This window comes from Amphritea opalescens, from assembly GCF_003957515.1.
In the GTDB taxonomy this organism is placed as follows: domain Bacteria; phylum Pseudomonadota; class Gammaproteobacteria; order Pseudomonadales; family Balneatricaceae; genus Amphritea; species Amphritea opalescens.
Genome location: NZ_RQXW01000003.1, coordinates 134,966 through 150,101 on the forward strand (window position 1 = coordinate 134,966; position 15,136 = coordinate 150,101).

Consider the following 15,136-nt stretch of genomic DNA (forward strand, 5'->3'; position numbering starts at 1 on the left):
TGCCTCCCAGTGTTTACTTGCATAGGTATAATGCAAAACTAATACCAGAATATAAATTTCATTAAAATACAGCGAGTTAAAATCATTGCCATACCAAAGCGGCAACCGTTAACCGGATAACAGCGGCAAAGCGGCAAGACGACAGAGAGGGCGGCAAGGCAACGGATCAATCACCCGAACGCGTTACTTGCCTAAGATGGAGATAGACGTAAATCAGAAAAGGAATTTATTTAGCTTTATAGATAATGCCAGGACGGCAGTGAACCATATCAAACAGATCGTTGAGGTTCCCGATAGATTCAGACGCCCCCAGCAACAAATAACCACCGGGTTTCAGTACCTTATGAATCTTTCTCAAAATATCACTTTTGCGCTCTGTGGAAAAATAGATCAACACATTACGACAAAAAACAATATCGCAGGGACCGATACCCGGATAATCACCCAGCAGGTTCAGTTCTTTAAAGATCACCCGCTGCTTGACCTTTGGCATCAACCTCCAAACATCTTCAGCGCTGGGTTCAAAAAACCTTTTTAAGCGATCTTGAGATAACCCCCGACCCAGTGCCAGCATCTCATATTCGGCCAGCCGTGCCTGTTCAAGCACACGGGTAGAAATATCGGTGGCGATAATCTCTTCACCTAATCTAAAGGTGCCTGGATGTGCGCTCTTAAACTCATCAATGATCATACTGATCGAGTAGGGTTCTTGGCCGGTTGAACAGGCCGCCGACCAGATTTTTAATCGCTGCGAAGACGCGTTAACCGCCAGCTCCGGCAGTAGCTTATCTTTTAAAATCGCGTAGGGGTGATTATCACGAAACCAGAGTGTTTCGTTGGTGGTCATCGCATTAATGACCTGCTCTTTAAGACGGCTGTTACCCGGGTGCGCCAATACCGTCGTCAGTTGACCCAGTGAGTTATATTCGCCTTCAATAAGAATTTTGCCGAGCCGGCTTTCAACCAGATATTGCTTATGTTTTGCCAACAGAATGCCGCAAGCTTTCTCGAGAAATAGACAAAACTGATCGAACTCGGGTTGAGTGATGCTTATTTTCTTATCATTCAGCGTCATGCCCTCATGTTTCTTTGAGTGACTCACCCCTCGATTGACTCGATTCGCTTAATCACAGCATCCGCCAATTCATCTGGATTAAACTTACCGATAAAAGCATCCGCACCCACACGTTTAACCATCGCCAAATTAAAGCGTCCACTCAAAGAGCTATGTAACATAACATACAAGGACCTTAAGCGGATGTCCTCACGAATTCGTTTAACCAGTGTATAGCCATCCATCTGAGGCATCTCGATATCAGAAATAACCATGAGGAAGGTGTCGGTTAGTTTTTGCTCTTTATCGGCTAACTGCGTCAACATATCCAACGCTGCCTGACCATCATTCGCCGTCACCACATTGATATTCAGGTTCTCTAACGCTTTTTTCACCTGTGTTCGGGCAACGCTCGAATCGTCGACCACCAAAATACGGTAGCCTGACGCACTCTTTTTCACACTGTCGGTGATGGTGGTTGATTTCAGATCCGTGCTCACCGGAATTAGATCAGCCAACACCTGTTCAACATCTAGAATCTCAATTAAACCACCCTCAAACTGAACCACAGCGGTCAGGTAGTTCTTCTCTTTGGTTTCGATGGGCGGTGGACTGACCTGATCCCATTTAGCCGGTAGAATACGATCAACATTACGCACTAAGAAGGCTAAAACACGGCGGTTATACTCGGACACAATCAAGAAACAATCCAGCCGCTCCTGTGCATCAACGGGCGTACCACCAATCGCTTGAGACAGATCGATCACCGGAATGGTTTCACCGCGAATATGCGCCAGCCCCTTCAAGGCGGTTGTCTGTTTAGGAATGCCGGTTAGCTCAGGACAGGTTAGAACTTCACGGACCTTGAAGACATTGATACCATAAATTTGGTCATCATTGAGTCCGAACAAAAGCAGTTCAAGACGGTTTTGTCCCGCCATATTGGTACGTTGGTTTACAGTACTGTTTATACCTGACATGATGCTCTCTGTGCTAAGCGTTACCTGAACATTGACAACCTGATTGCAATAACAAGGTTGCAATGAGAACTTCTGGATTCAGCGTGAAAAAATATACATTCTCCACAATAATCACTCTTATAGCTATGTTAGCCGTGCCAGTAAAGGGCGCACTGGCAGAAGATTCGCTTTTAATCTCCCAACAAGCACAACAATACCTAGAAAAACAGTATCAAATTAGTCAGCCGATGGCCCGTACTATCGTCAAAGTAAAGCCTCTAGCCAAAACCCTAGAGAGACGTCATTGCAATGAACCCATCACCATTACCCACGCGCCTAGTAGAGCGAATCGCATATCCGCCAAAGCGATCTGCCATCAACCTGCGTGGACGATTTACCTATCGGCAACGGTAGAGCAATGGCTGCCGATCGTTCTTACCAGTCGAGCGTTAAGAAAAGGCACCATTTTGGGAGATTCTGATATTTATCTCAAAGCATTTGATATCAAACGCATCACATCGACCTATTTTACCAATCCCGGCGAACTCATTGGCCGAGAGCTAAAACGCTCAATTGCCGCTAACCAGGTCATCTCGCCCTCACAGGTTGAAAAAAAGCTGCTGGTCCGCAAAGGTGATGTCGTTTATATTCAAGCGAACAAAGGGCCAATGTCTGTACGGGTGACCGGCACCGCCCAACAAGACGGCTCCCTTGGTGAACAGATATCGGTTATCAACAACCGCTCAGGCAAGCGGGTTTACGCTTATGTCAAAAGCCAAGGTGTAGTCTCGGTTAATGGCCGCTAACAGCCCCTCGCGGGCCGATATATGAACTGCTATACTAAGGCCATTATTTTTATAAATACTGTTAAAGTTTCCCATCGACTCGCCGATAGCTGTATGTAGAACAGTATGAGGACCAGAAAATGGTTATTGATATCACGGGTTTAACGTCTTCTTCTCAGGCGACTAACTCTCGTGCCAAGGTAAATGAACAACCTGCAGCCGAGAGTGGCACATCGCAATCACAGACACCTGCGGCGGAATCTACACGCTCGTCTGGCGTTAGCTTGAGCGCGGCTGCACAGGCTGTGCAAAAGAGTGCGGGGGAAGTAGCTGAAGGAGGCTTCACCGTTAACGAACAGAAAGTCGCTGATCTGAAGGCCGCTATTGATAGTGGTAGTTATCAGATTGATTACGAGAGCACTGCTCGCAACCTGTTCCAGCTCGAAAGTCTGCTGGACTAATATCGGGATCACACGATTGTGACAAATCCGCTACCCTCTCTCGACCAAATAAATGCCCTGACTCTTCAGGGCATTACTTTGCTAACAACTCTCAATGAGTTGCTCGATGCCGAATATAAGGCACTGCAACAACGAGAAGTTGAGCAACTACAAACCTTGGTCGACAATAAAACAGCGGTGTTGCTCCAATTAGAAGAGAACAATCAGGCCCGTAATCAATGTTTTGGCGCGGCCGGTATCTCCCCCGATAAAGCAGGCTTAACCGACTACCAAGCCCGCTTAACCGATGCAGAAGGCTTATCATTCAAAGCTCATTGGAGTGAACTCGAGCAGATACTGCGACAGGTGAATGATAAAAACAAACGCAATGAAATAGTTATCTCGCGTAACAGCCGCAATCTGGAACAGCTGATGAACATCCTCAGAGGACAGAACCAGAAAAACACTCTCTATAATCAGAGTGGTGGAAAGGGCAACTACGCAGCGCAAAACAGCCTCGGAAAAGCCTGATTCTTTACCATTCCTGCCAGCACTAAAGCACAAACCGCACCGGTCATATTCACAGCCGAACCAGACAGCATCATTTTCATGAAGCCTCAGCATCGCCAGAAAAGATATTTCCCATCTAATCCTCGTCATCTAAAATTTGTTTGCCATAGTTAACCAACACTTGACCATCAGGCTAACGATGTGACCGATTGCGTCTAATGTGGCGACTCGATGAAGCAAGGCTAAGCAAGGCAGTGATTCCCACTTATCCCCGATGCCCCCTCTAATGAAAGCATGACTATTTGCAGCATATTAACGTTTGTATGGGGAAGACGCTTTTCCAATGCGCCCAAAACACTTAAAATGAAGCCATTTGCTCACGCCAATTCACCACTACTCAGAGCCCCATTAATGAACATTAAATATGCTATTGCCGCTGTCAGCATCAGCTTTGCAGTGACCACTACTGTACAAGCCGACATTGTGGTTTCATCCAAAATCGACACCGAAGGCGGCTTACTGGGTAATGTCATCGCCCTTGCACTAGAAGATGCCGGTTTACCGGTTGAACGTCGCTTGCAACTAGGCGCAACCCAAGTCATTCGTGAAGCACTGCTGGCTGATCAGATTGATATCTACCCAGAATACACCGGCAATGCGGCTTACTTTTTTAATGAAGCTGACAGCGACGTCTGGAAAGATGCCAAAGCGGCTCACGCGCGCGCGGCTGAATTAGATGCTGAAAAAAACCACCTGACTTGGCTAAAATCCGCACCCGCCAACAACACCTGGGCGATCGCCTTGACAGGAAAAGTCGCTGCGCAACATAAACTGACCACCATGTCAGAGTTCGGCGCTTGGGTCGCTAATGGCGGTGAAGTAAAGCTAGCGGCATCAACCGAATTTGTTTCTTCACCTGCGGTATTACCCGCAATGCAGAAAGCGTATCAGTTTAAGTTAACTCCTGATCAAACCGTGGTGTTGGCTGGCGGCGATACTGCCGCAACGATTCAAGCAGCGGCGCGTGGTACTTCCGGCGTGAATGCGGCCATGGCTTACGGTACTGACGGTGGCGTTGGTGCAACGGGCTTAGTCGTCATGGTTGACGATAAAGGTGTGCAGCCTGTTTACGAACCGGCTCCCGTGGTTCGCGATGCCGTGCTAAAAGAATACCCTTCGATCCCCGATGTGCTAAACCCGATTTTTGAAGGACTGGACATGGCGACACTGCAAAAGCTGAACGGTCGCATCCAAGTCAATGGCGAACCTGCTGAAGCAGTGGCGCGCGACTACCTGACCAAAACTGGCGTATTGGACTAATCCCAACTGTGAAATCCGTGCGAGCAGCAGAACTCAGACTATCCCTACCAGGCCTGCTGCTCGCAGCGCTCGGTTTTCTTGCCTTGCTCGCGCCGTTTATGACGTTAGCCGCCAACAGAATCGTTGCGGGTGAAGGCTTAACTGCTTGGCATCTGGCAGGGCCTGATGTCACCCTGCCAGGTTTGATCGCCATCGTTTCCGGTTTGATTCTTGGCCTGTTTGCCGCATGGCCTAAGGCACGTTTGATCGGTGCAACCCTTGGACTAGCAGGGATCGTTTGGCTACTTTCCCAGAGCGCTTCACCCTTGCTGGAAGGCGCTGGAGAGTACGCGCGGGTTTCGCCGGGATTAGGATTCTGGTGCTTATTAGCCGTGCTGATGTTAGTCATGGCCGACGCAATAACCAGCCTTTCTCCTGGCCCACGAACGCGCATTGCTTTGTTAGCATCGATGCTCGGGTTACTGGCCATCGTACTAGGCACCGGCTTGCTATCTGACCTCTCGATCATGCAAGAATACGCCAGTCGCAAAGACGCTTTTCACGCCGCGGCACTGCGCCATCTGACACTTGCCTTTGGCTCACTAGCCTCTGCTACGGCTATCGGCATTCCTCTCGGCATACTCTGCTATCACGGCCCGAGATTGCGTAAAATTGCACTTCCCGTGCTGAGCTTTCTGCAAACCATTCCATCGCTAGCGATGTTCGGCATTATGATTCCGTTGCTAGGTTGGGTGGCTAATAGCTATCCCGCCGCCAAAGCGATGGGGATTGCTGGTGTAGGATTTGCACCCGCCTTTTTAGCTTTACTGCTTTATTCCTTATTACCGGTGGTGGCCAATATGGTCGCTGGGCTGCAAAGCACGCCAGAGAAAGCACGGGATGCCGCACGGGGCATGGGAATGACAACATGGCAACTGCTGATGCGTGTTGAATTGCCGCTTGGATTGCCCGTGATTCTAGCCGGACTGCGCATTGCCTTAGTACAGAACATTGGACTCGCCGTGATTGCCGGATTGATCGGTGGCGGCGGTTTTGGCACCTTCGTATTCCAAGGCCTTAATCAAACCGCCACCGACCTGATATTACTCGGCGCATTGCCCACCGTGGCACTGGCATTGACGGCTGCCATTCTGATGGATGTGCTGGTCGAACTGACCAACCCGACTCCAAGGAAAGCATCGTGATCGAGATCGATAAGATAAGCAAAACCTATGATGGTGTAACGGCGGTAGATGAGGTTTCGATGGTGGTTGATACGGCCACGATTACCGTGATTGTGGGTACGTCTGGTTCCGGAAAAACAACTTTGCTGCGTATGATTAATCGTCTTGTCGAGCCAAGCTCCGGCGAGGTGCGCATTAACGGAGAAGCCACCCATACGGTAGCAAAAACCTCACTGAGACGGCGTATCGGCTATGCCATCCAAGGTCATGGTTTATTCCCACATTACACCGTCGCACGCAATATCGGAACCGTGCCAACACTGCTCGATTGGTCGCAAGAAAAGATCGATACCCGTGTCGATGAGTTGTTGGATCTGTTTTCAATGCAGCCAGATAAATTTCGTGATCGCTACCCTGCGGAACTATCCGGTGGGCAGCAGCAACGCGTGGGGGTGGCTAGAGCGCTAGCTTCACGTCCTGATCTATTATTGATGGATGAACCGTTTGGCGCACTCGACCCCATCATCCGAGCTCATGCTCAGAAAGATCTGCGGCATATACAGCGCACGCTGGGCTCTACGATTATGTTGGTCACTCATGATATGGAAGAAGCCATTCAACTAGGTGACCGAGTCGCGGTAATGGATGCCGGTCGACTAGTGCAATACGGCACACCTGCCGAGATTATCCAACAGCCTGCCACCGAATTTGTTGCCAAGATGGCGGGAGGTGTGGAGCGACCGCTGCGACTTTTATCTTTATATCCGGTCTCTGACATTATCGAAGAAGGGACAGCAGAGGGCGAGCCGCTAGATGCAAATACCTGCTTGCGGGATGCTCTCTCCATTTGCCTGTGGTCAGGTCGCGACGTATTGCCGGTTGTGAATGAAGGCGTGCCCGCTGGCCGCGTAACACTGGCAGCCATTCGCGCCCGCGCCGAAGGCCCGACATGAAATTGGCAATGATATTTCGGACGGCGCTGGTCGCTCTGTTGTTAGCGCTGGTGATCAAGCCTATCTGGTTTACTTGGGCGTTCGCCCCGTTGGCGCCCGAGAAAGGTCCGATCATTTACGAAAGAGCGTCCCTGCTCTCGCTGTCATTAAGTCACCTTGGTCTGGTGTCGCTGGCCTCAGTTGCAGCGACCTTAGTGGCTGTGACATTAGCTATTCTTGTTACACGACCGGCGGGCGCAGCGTTCTTACCCTTATCGCGGACCATTACCAATATGGGCCAGACATTTCCACCGGTTGCGGTATTGGCACTCGCCGTTCCCGCGCTGGGTTTTGGTACTGGGCCAACACTGGTGGCGCTGTTTTTGTATGGGCTTCTGCCAATTTTTGAGAATGCGATTACCGGCTTTTCAACCTTACCACCCGCCACGATGGAAGCGGCTCGTGGGCTGGGTTTGAGTCGCTGGCAAAGACTCATTAGAGTTGAGATACCCTTGGCGTTGCCGGTCATTCTCACTGGGATTCGGTTGTCCGTCGTGATTGCTTTGGGGACGGCAACTATCGGCTCAACCGTGGCAGCGCGGACCTTGGGCGAGGTGATTATCGCGGGCTTGTTAACCCATAACACGGCTTATGTATTGCAGGGTGGTTTGATTGTGGGGCTGTTTGCCGTACTTATTTATGATGCGCTTGTGCAGCTTGAGGCGATGCTTGTTAACAAATATTCTGCATAGTCTGATTAACGAATAATTAAATGGTGCCGGTATAGCAGGACCAAATACTGCATAGCCTCGCCCCGCTCTCTTGAAACCGGCAGATTAAGCCTGTTCAACATTGGCGGGCTATACCGGATGCTAATCCCCTCGAAAAATAACGATGCTCAAAAGTAGAATTTTTTGTCATCTATATGCATAAAGTTTTGCATGAAAAAGTCATCTAGGTCGATCAATATTGAAATTCAATCCGGCCTAAGGCATAGTAGCGCCCCTATGACCCCGTAGCTCAGCTGGATAGAGCGTTTGCCTCCTAAGCGAAAGGCCGCGCGTTCGAATCGCGCCGGGGTCACCATTTCCTCTCCATGAATATAGCCAATCCAGATATTTCTAAACGGGTTCGGCCGGTACTAAGACTCAAATAACGATTAGGGTTGTTGGCCCGCCGCTAACCGAGCATTGATCTGATCGACAACCGCCGGTAAATCGGCTACCGAGTCAATCACGTAGTGAGCCCCTGAGAGCGACATCTGACGATGAGCTTTCATCCGGATACTCTCCTGATCCTGAGTACTCAGCGCCTCCCACTGCGCTAGGCTTAAACCGTTAGCATTACCACTAATGGCCACCCCAACGGTCCACATGCCCGCGTTCAAACCTTCTTCGATACCGGTTTCAGTATCATCTACCTTGATACAGGCTTGAACTTCAAGAACACCCAGCTTATCCATCACCGCCTGTGCCATATAAGGATATGGGCGGCCTTTTGAGACTTCGGTGGCACACACATTCACATCCGCTTCATAGCCTAATTCTTTAGCAACCGCTTTAACCTGACCATACATTTCTGTGTTGTAGCCCGTATTTCCGCCTAACTGAATACCCTGCTGACGTAATTCGCTCACGGTATTAAGCCACCCTGGAATCAACTCACCACAGCGTCGAATAGACGCTAACTGCAAGGGTAAAAACTCTTCATATAGGGATTGTACGTCGTCTTCAACGGGTTCCGCCCCCGTAACCGTCTGCCACTGCTCTGCGATCTCGGGCATCGCCAGCATTTTTCGAATATGGACACTCTTTTCAGTCCCCATCGGCTCTCTTGCTTGAGCCTCGGTCGCTATCACACCATGTTTTTTAAATAGCTCTAAAAAAGCAATGATAGGCGCCCGCGACCCAAAATCGATCGTTGTGCCCGCCCAGTCACAAATCACGGCTTTCACTGGCCCGGTGTATTTTCGGGTATATTGGTAGTGGCTTGCTGTAGCTATCATCGTTGTCCTTCCTGTTTTGGCATATTCAATGTCATGCCCCATTATATGTTTCGCCGTATCGATCGACGGTTAGTTCATGCCAACCAGTAAAGCTCTGTACTGATAACCTTAATCAATCGTTCCATATCTTCAGGAAATACATGCCCTATATTGCCTATACGAAAACAGTCTGCATCTGAGACTTTGCCCGGATAAATCACAAAACCTTTGAGCTTCAGCCGTTGATAAAACTCTTCAAATTGATAAGCGGCGTCAGTCGGATTATAAAAAGTGGTGATAAAAGGTGACTGAACATCATCCTCTAACATCGTTTTGAAACCTAAAGCTCGCATGCCATCAACCAATACCTGATGGTTTTGTAAGTAACGCTGATGCCGAGCATCAACACCACCTTCCGCCGCTAGTTCAATCAACGCCTGATCGAAGGCTCTCACCGTATGAGTGGGGGATGTAAAACGCCATTTACCACCGCCCTCTTGCATGCATTTCCATTGATCATACAGATCAAGAGAAAGTGAACGGGCCATCCCTTGTGTCAGTTCTAGTGCTGAGCGTTTTGCAATGATAAAGCCGAAACCTGGTACACCTTGGATGCACTTATTTGCACTGCTAATCAAAAAATCAATATCGAGTTTTGCAACATCGATTGATACGCCACCAAAACTACTCATGGCATCAACGATCAAACAGGTATTGCTGTTTTTGACAATCTTCGCAATCTGCTCAATAGGATTAAGCCGCCCAGTCGTCGTTTCACAATGTACAACCGCAACGTGACTATAGCCGTGATCACCGGATAACTGCTGTTCAAGGGCGTCTAAATCGATAGCGCCTTGCTCACCGAAATCCCACACCTTAACGTCGATCGACAGCACATCAGCAATTTGACCTATACGCTTGCCATAAGTCCCATTAGCGAGAACTAATAACTTACCATCAGGGGGAATAACCGAACCAATAACACTCTCAACAGAGGCAGACCCACTCCCTTGCATTAATACGCAAGTGAATTCTTCAGAGGCAGCATCGCTTTCAGGCAACGCTAGCGCAACAAGCCTGTCACGAATAGCGTTAACGAGTTGATTATATTCCTGATCCCAAGTGCACCAATCTTTCATCATCGCTTGGCGTACCGTCGGGCTAGTCGATAGAGGGCCCGGTGTTAAAAGTAGATAGGGGTTATCTGGTATAGCGCTCATCAAGTATCGCCTCTGTATGGCCAATGTATTTTTCTGGTATAGACCAGATTTGAATTAAATAATATTGCTTGTTATTAGCTCAGTCAACATATGAATTAAATATTTTTTATATGTTAAAAATAATAAATTATTGGCATATACCAGAAATATATTACTTTATAAACCTTGCCTATAAGTTTTATTTATTAAAGTTAAAATGGCCAGCCCAGCGGGTAATCCCCGAAAAGTTACGTCGTTAAAAAGGAGTGTTTTCGTAATCTATACGCAGTAGGTTCTGCATAGAAAAGTCACTGTATACGGATAACCAAATCATGACGATTTTTAAGAAAGCTGAAGCAGGAACGCCTGCATCAGTGAAACCTATTATCGCTATCCGACTAAGTTAGCCTCAGAGAATAACAAAATCGCAGATTGGCTCACTCAGTTGACGGAGAAAAATACGGGTTGGGGCTTTGGGACGCGTGCGTTGAATACCTTCGCAACGTTAATGGCTTATCACTGGAAACATAAGCGGGTTTACCGCATCGACTCTGAGTTGGCATTGAGCCTAAGAATATGGCCCCGAGACGGCTAAAGAGACACAAACCTGAGCTGTTACCGCTGCGTGGTAATCAGGCATGGTCAATCGACTTCATGCACGATTCATTATCTGATGGCAGGGAGCGCCGTTTTTTAAATGTGATAGATGATGTTAAGCCTTAAGGTTTAACGGCTGACGCCGGTTTTACAAGGCCTTCGATGCGGGCTTAGATACCGGCTATACGGTCGCTTAACTTCTACTTTAAGCTCCTGTGAAATTAGCACCTACTAAAAAGGAGCGGATTATTCGCTCCCTTACACCGTTATTAACGCATTCTTAAGCGAGCACTACTTCAGTGTGCTATTCAAGAATAGCCGGTCTAAGCGTTGTTAACTTCCATGGAGATTTCCAACACATCGTGCCGCCAAAATTCTTGGTCGAATTCGACGATATTATCATGCTGGTCATAACTAGCACGGGTTAGATATAAACAGGGCGCACCGGCAACCACCTGCAACTCTTCCGCTTGAGTGCTATCCAATGGTGCGGGGTACATGTTGATAACGGTACGGCTAATTTTAATGCCGTACTGTTCTTTCAATGTTTCCGTCAAAGAACACTCTAGTGGCAGATCCAGTAGGCCAGGACACAGCACCGGATTGACATTGATATGCTCAACTAATACGGCTCGGCCATCAATCAATCTACGGCGGCGCAAGAGATAGACGGGAGCACCCACCGCAATATCCATCGTACGGTTGACCCAATCTGATGCGGCCATTTCCGTTTTCGAAAGAATAACGGTTTCCGGCACGCGGCCCTGCGCACGTACGTTATCCATAAAGCTGACACTTTTGGTGGGGTCGTAAAACAACCTCGGCGGCGAAACATACCAACCACGGCGAATAAGTCGATAAATAAGCCCTTCGGACTCAAGCTGCATAAGGGCTTGGCGTACGGTGACCCGATTAATATCATAGGCATCCTTCAAGTCTCGCTCTGAAGGAAGTTTAGTATGAGGAAGCAGTGACCCCTCTTCTATTTTTTTTGCGAGGCTATCACGTAATCGAAGGTAGTACGGAATATGCAGGTATTTCATTGAGTACATACCAGATAAGCAGGTTTTTAGTCGCACGAAGTATACGTAAAGAGATCATTACAATCAACGATCTGCTCATGTCTGGTTTATTTAAAACTTTAAATTATCAACAGACTATAATATTTTAACCTCTAATAAAAACAATTTATCCATGATAACAAACGAAATTTTAAACCCTTACTTAAAAATCTGGTATAGACCATAATTTATATTATAAAGATAACCATTTTTAAACGAATTATCTAACATCTCTAATCCTAAAAAACATCGTCGATTAACGAGTACTAACTATGAGTGTTTTGGCAGCAATACTGCTGACAATTTCTGCCTTATTTCACGCTAGCTGGAATCTGTTAGGCAAAAAGGTACACCCCTCTCCAGCATTTTTTCTAGTCGCCAACATCATGGCATGCTTATGCCTGTTACCCGTGGTCGCCATTAATCTAAATGCTTTATTGTCTATCCCTCTTACCGTTTGGGGGTTGGTCTTAATCACGGGATTTTTCCAAGCGATATACATGTGGGGGTTGGCTGGCGCTTATAAACATGGCGCAATATCCGTTGCCTACCCCTTACTTAGAGCCTCACCGGTATTGTTTATCGCCCTATTAACGGCTCTTTTAGGCCAAGGCGCCGCTTTGACAACCACCGGTATCATAGGTGTCCTGCTCGTCTCTATCGGTTGTCTGTTAATTCCTATGCCTTCCCTGCGAGGCATTCGCGTTTCGGCGTTTCTCAACCTATCCTGCTTATTTGCACTAATCGCTGCTATAGGCACTGTCGGTTATACACTGGCCGATGATAAAGCCTTATCGACCCTCAGAAACCTAGGCGACCTGCCATTAACCGTTATTGAAATTAGCTTACTGTATCTATTTTTAGAGAATTTAAGTTGTTCATTATGGTTAGCATTGATCACTATTCCACAACAAAAAAATCGCAGAGATCTGGTTGAGATCGCCCAAAAGCATCTATCGAAAGCCACTTTAACCGGATTTTCGATGACGATTACCTATGCGATTGTATTGATCAGTATGGCGTACGTAGAGAATGTTAGTTACGTCGTGGTCTTTCGTCAGCTGAGCATTCCCATAGCTGTCATGATGGGGATTGTTTTACTCAAGGAAAACGGCAGTATCCCAAAATTCGTCGGTACCATCAGCACTTTTCTCGGCATCATAATTATCAGCATCTAATGCTTATGCCCTGCCCATAGCTCTTACTTAACACAGGCTCTTACCTGACATAGACTCTCACCTAACAGAGCCTAAGACCAGTGGTAGTCTAGGCGCTGTTATAAAACCAGTGTAGTTGACAGCGATGATGATCGTCGTAAAAATAACTTAACGACTGAATAATCCCCCAAGCATCCCTTAGAAGCCACCAGCCTTATCATCTTCTTTAGATAATCATCTTAACCCGGCCAGTCTCTATTATCGTTTAAGCTTTAGTCTCAGCTAATATCACTACCAAAGGCCAATCGCCTTCCCGTTCACCTATGTTAGCTGTTAGAATCCTGCTCCCTCATTCGACGGCACAACATACAGGAGTCACCCATGTCTAAGTGTTTCTATAAAGGTACTCCCGAAATCATGGGTAACTACGGTAAAAGTGGTTATAACACCAAAGCCAAGGTAAAACTCGGTAGTGAGATCAGCCCACTATTAGTGAATGTGACGTCCGAAGCACGACAACAGGAAGTTGAGGCGCTTGCCGCTGAGCATGACTTGGTTGTTAAGGTGACAGTTGATGCCGATATTGACGAAAATATCACCGCGCTCACCGCCCTGCTTACCACGCCTAAAACCGTGCATAACGAGAAAACACCCGAGAGAAACGCCCCCTGCTCTTGTGGCAGCGGTAAGAAATTTAAAAAATGCTGTGGCTAAACGGCAGTGGTGTAAAGAGTCCAACCCATCATGATAAAAGCGCGCCAATAACCGTTAAGCTTCTCTAATCAAACTCAAAACCGTCTTCGATCTAAGCCTACAGAGCCTTCGCATAGTGATAGAAAGGCTCGGCGACACGCTTTATGCGATCACTATCTAACCGGCAGCTATTTAATCGGCAATGTTTCCATTTGGGCAAACGATTGCCAGATCATGCTCGCCACCGGCCCTAAACTATCTTCCAAGTTACGGATTAGACGCACCTCTCCCATCACACTATATTCAACATCACTCGGGGTTAAACGAATTAACTCGCCGCGTTCGAGTTCATCCGTTACCAAGTGTTCCGCCACATAACCCCAGCCTAGCCCCGCCAAGAGCAACTGTTTTACGGTAAAGCCATCCTGTGCTTTCCAGCGACGCACGCCTTTATCCAGCATTAAGCTATCAGAATCAAAACTAAAACGACTCGTCTCAATGGTGAGATGTACCTGTGACTTTAACTGTTCAGAATGGGTCACAGGACCATCAGGAAACAGCTCCGGTGCGGCCACCATGAGAATACGAAAATGCCCAATCGGCAAGGTATCAAAATCACCTGCGGCATAAAGCGTCGGCCACCAAGGACTCACCACTAAATCCGCCTGTTTATTGCGCAACATATCCAGTGCGCCAAAACGTGATTTTTCTGAAATTTTAAATTCAGTTAATGGATACTCTTGCTGGCACAGTTTCAATACTTTCAGAACCTGCGTATAGGGACAGACCTGATCAAACGCCACCCGAATGAGGGGCTCATTACCGGCACCTAAATGTTGGCCTAGGGAGTTTAGTTGATGGCTATTCAACAATAGCTCTTGAGACTTGCGATAAAACGAAAGACCCTCTTCCGTTAGACTGAGCCGATAGCTGTCGCGGTTGAGAATTTTAAAGCCATATTCATCTTCTAACTTTTTTATTGCCATCGATAGCGCCGGCTGCGTTTTATGCAGACTTTCAGCGGCTAGTTTGAGTGAGCCACACTCAACGATACGGCTAAGCATACGTAATTGCTCGAGTTTCATATAATTTTTACTTAACGTCTTAGCAAAATTTAATGAATATTATTTAAGCAGGTTTTCACCTATAGTGCACCGCTAAATTGCTGATACCCTCAGCAGTAAAATACTGTCTGTCATTCAGTGTTAAGCACTCCACAGAATTATTATCGTCGCCGCACATGTAAACCAACATCTCTGGTTTCATTCCCGGCAATATTTTT

At 47.5% G+C, this 15,136-nt stretch carries 15 protein-coding genes, 1 tRNA gene and 1 pseudogene; 11 read left to right on the forward strand and 6 right to left on the reverse strand.

Going from position 1 to position 15,136, the window contains the following annotated elements; translation table 11 throughout:
• Nucleotides 1–226 precede the first annotated feature (226 nt).
• Complete coding sequence (locus tag EH243_RS04530; protein ID WP_126157462.1) at nt 227–1,075, reverse strand: CheR family methyltransferase; 849 nt, start codon at nt 1,073–1,075, stop codon at nt 227–229.
• A gap of 23 nt (nt 1,076–1,098) precedes the next feature.
• Nucleotides 1,099–2,034 carry a chemotaxis protein CheV gene (locus EH243_RS04535; protein WP_126157463.1) on the reverse strand — a complete coding sequence of 312 codons (936 nt, stop codon included), beginning with the start codon at nt 2,032–2,034 and terminating at the stop codon, nt 1,099–1,101.
• An 83-nt stretch (nt 2,035–2,117) separates the two neighbouring features.
• On the opposite strand from EH243_RS04535, the gene flgA reads away from it, so the two are divergent.
• From flgA to EH243_RS04575, 8 genes are all read left to right on the forward strand, one after another.
• Nucleotides 2,118–2,819, forward strand: a complete 702-nt coding sequence (flgA, locus tag EH243_RS04540; protein WP_164549047.1) for a flagellar basal body P-ring formation chaperone FlgA — start codon at nt 2,118–2,120, stop codon at nt 2,817–2,819.
• 119 nt (nt 2,820–2,938) lie between these two features.
• On the forward strand, nt 2,939–3,259 hold the full coding sequence (gene flgM, locus EH243_RS04545; protein WP_126157465.1) for a flagellar biosynthesis anti-sigma factor FlgM: 321 nt from the start codon (nt 2,939–2,941) through the stop codon (nt 3,257–3,259).
• 18 nt (nt 3,260–3,277) lie between these two features.
• A complete protein-coding gene (locus EH243_RS04550) occupies nt 3,278–3,769 on the forward strand; it encodes a flagella synthesis protein FlgN (protein ID WP_164549048.1) in 492 nt (163 codons plus the stop codon).
• A gap of 390 nt (nt 3,770–4,159) precedes the next feature.
• On the forward strand, nt 4,160–5,068 hold the full coding sequence (osmF, locus tag EH243_RS04555; RefSeq protein ID WP_126157467.1) for a glycine betaine ABC transporter substrate-binding protein OsmF: 909 nt from the start codon (nt 4,160–4,162) through the stop codon (nt 5,066–5,068).
• 8 nt (nt 5,069–5,076) lie between these two features.
• Nucleotides 5,077–6,252 (forward strand): ABC transporter permease, encoded by a 1,176-nt coding sequence (locus tag EH243_RS04560; RefSeq protein WP_206441512.1) that lies wholly within the window; start codon nt 5,077–5,079, stop codon nt 6,250–6,252.
• Nucleotides 6,249–7,184 carry an ABC transporter ATP-binding protein gene (locus tag EH243_RS04565; RefSeq protein WP_126157468.1) on the forward strand — a complete coding sequence of 312 codons (936 nt, stop codon included), beginning with the start codon at nt 6,249–6,251 and terminating at the stop codon, nt 7,182–7,184. Before EH243_RS04560 ends, EH243_RS04565 begins: the two co-directional genes overlap by 4 nt.
• A complete protein-coding gene (locus EH243_RS04570) occupies nt 7,181–7,915 on the forward strand; it encodes an ABC transporter permease (protein WP_126157469.1) in 735 nt (244 codons plus the stop codon). The genes EH243_RS04565 and EH243_RS04570 overlap by 4 nt, the downstream gene beginning before the upstream one ends.
• A gap of 257 nt (nt 7,916–8,172) precedes the next feature.
• A tRNA-Arg gene (locus tag EH243_RS04575) sits at nt 8,173–8,249 on the forward strand.
• 73 nt (nt 8,250–8,322) lie between these two features.
• On the opposite strand, the gene phnX is transcribed toward EH243_RS04575, so the two are convergent.
• Nucleotides 8,323–9,168 carry a phosphonoacetaldehyde hydrolase gene (phnX, locus tag EH243_RS04580; protein WP_126157470.1) on the reverse strand — a complete coding sequence of 282 codons (846 nt, stop codon included), beginning with the start codon at nt 9,166–9,168 and terminating at the stop codon, nt 8,323–8,325.
• A 74-nt stretch (nt 9,169–9,242) separates the two neighbouring features.
• Nucleotides 9,243–10,367 (reverse strand): 2-aminoethylphosphonate--pyruvate transaminase, encoded by a 1,125-nt coding sequence (gene phnW / locus EH243_RS04585; RefSeq protein ID WP_126157471.1) that lies wholly within the window; start codon nt 10,365–10,367, stop codon nt 9,243–9,245.
• Nucleotides 10,368–10,716: 349 nt separating this feature from the next.
• Here phnW and EH243_RS18865 point away from each other — a divergent pair.
• A pseudogene (locus EH243_RS18865) lies at nt 10,717–11,066 on the forward strand (IS3 family transposase); the annotation flags it as partial.
• Between the two features lie 200 nt (nt 11,067–11,266).
• On the opposite strand, the gene EH243_RS04590 reads toward EH243_RS18865, so the two are convergent.
• Entirely contained in the window at nt 11,267–11,986 is a 720-nt protein-coding gene (locus EH243_RS04590) for a UTRA domain-containing protein (protein ID WP_126157472.1), read from the reverse strand.
• A 290-nt stretch (nt 11,987–12,276) separates the two neighbouring features.
• On the opposite strand from EH243_RS04590, the gene EH243_RS04595 reads away from it, so the two are divergent.
• The gene (locus EH243_RS04595; RefSeq protein WP_126157473.1) at nt 12,277–13,182 is read left to right on the forward strand and encodes an EamA family transporter; all 906 of its coding nucleotides are present in this window, start codon (nt 12,277–12,279) and stop codon (nt 13,180–13,182) included.
• Nucleotides 13,183–13,542: 360 nt separating this feature from the next.
• A complete protein-coding gene (locus tag EH243_RS04600; protein WP_126157474.1) occupies nt 13,543–13,875 on the forward strand; it encodes a PBPRA1643 family SWIM/SEC-C metal-binding motif protein in 333 nt (110 codons plus the stop codon).
• Nucleotides 13,876–14,042: 167 nt separating this feature from the next.
• Here EH243_RS04600 and EH243_RS04605 read toward each other — a convergent pair whose 3' ends face one another.
• Complete coding sequence (locus EH243_RS04605; protein ID WP_126157475.1) at nt 14,043–14,939, reverse strand: LysR family transcriptional regulator; 897 nt, start codon at nt 14,937–14,939, stop codon at nt 14,043–14,045.
• Between the last annotated feature and the right edge of the window lie 197 nt (nt 14,940–15,136).

Coding starts and splice junctions, on each gene's coding strand:
- EH243_RS04535 (WP_126157463.1), bottom strand. CDS start 2,034: ATGTCAGGTATAAACAGTACTGTAAACCAACGTACCAATATGGCGGGA.
- flgM (WP_126157465.1), top strand. CDS start 2,939: ATGGTTATTGATATCACGGGTTTAACGTCTTCTTCTCAGGCGACTAAC.
- phnX (WP_126157470.1), bottom strand. CDS start 9,168: ATGATAGCTACAGCAAGCCACTACCAATATACCCGAAAATACACCGGG.
- osmF (WP_126157467.1), top strand. CDS start 4,160: ATGAACATTAAATATGCTATTGCCGCTGTCAGCATCAGCTTTGCAGTG.
- EH243_RS04605 (WP_126157475.1), bottom strand. CDS start 14,939: ATGAAACTCGAGCAATTACGTATGCTTAGCCGTATCGTTGAGTGTGGC.
- EH243_RS04570 (WP_126157469.1), top strand. CDS start 7,181: ATGAAATTGGCAATGATATTTCGGACGGCGCTGGTCGCTCTGTTGTTA.
- EH243_RS04595 (WP_126157473.1), top strand. CDS start 12,277: ATGAGTGTTTTGGCAGCAATACTGCTGACAATTTCTGCCTTATTTCAC.
- phnW (WP_126157471.1), bottom strand. CDS start 10,367: ATGAGCGCTATACCAGATAACCCCTATCTACTTTTAACACCGGGCCCT.
- EH243_RS04530 (WP_126157462.1), bottom strand. CDS start 1,075: ATGACGCTGAATGATAAGAAAATAAGCATCACTCAACCCGAGTTCGAT.
- EH243_RS04600 (WP_126157474.1), top strand. CDS start 13,543: ATGTCTAAGTGTTTCTATAAAGGTACTCCCGAAATCATGGGTAACTAC.
- EH243_RS04590 (WP_126157472.1), bottom strand. CDS start 11,986: ATGAAATACCTGCATATTCCGTACTACCTTCGATTACGTGATAGCCTC.